Annotated in this window: 1 rRNA gene; it reads left to right on the top strand. The window is 47.9% G+C overall.

What is annotated here, in order from left to right:
* Positions 1-187: 187 nt before the first annotated feature.
* Positions 188-290, top strand: a 5S ribosomal RNA gene (rrf, locus tag EL84_RS30585); the annotation flags it as partial.

Below are 290 nucleotides of genomic sequence, written 5' to 3'. Positions count from 1 at the left end.
CGGCATGGAGCTGACCAGTACTAATCGGTCGAGGGCTTATCCAATAGCAAGTTGTAATTCGCATGTTTCGTTTCGAATCTAGTTTTCAGAGAACGATCTCTGAAATGAAAATTGGTACATCACAGAACGTGTGTATGATTTTCAGTTCCATATCTGATTTTAAGAAGCTATGCTTCGACAAATCGCGTTTGGTGGCGATGGCGGAGGGGTTCCACACGTACCCATCCCGAACACGACCGTTAAGCCCTCTAGCGCCGATGGTACTTGGACCGCAGGGTCCTGGGAGAGTA

The organism is Paenibacillus sp. VT-400 (assembly GCF_001029205.1).
Classification (GTDB): Bacteria; Bacillota; Bacilli; order Paenibacillales; family Paenibacillaceae; genus Paenibacillus; species Paenibacillus amylolyticus.
The sequence above is the reverse complement of the archived record's forward strand: the minus strand, read 5'-3'. Positions and strand labels throughout refer to the sequence as shown.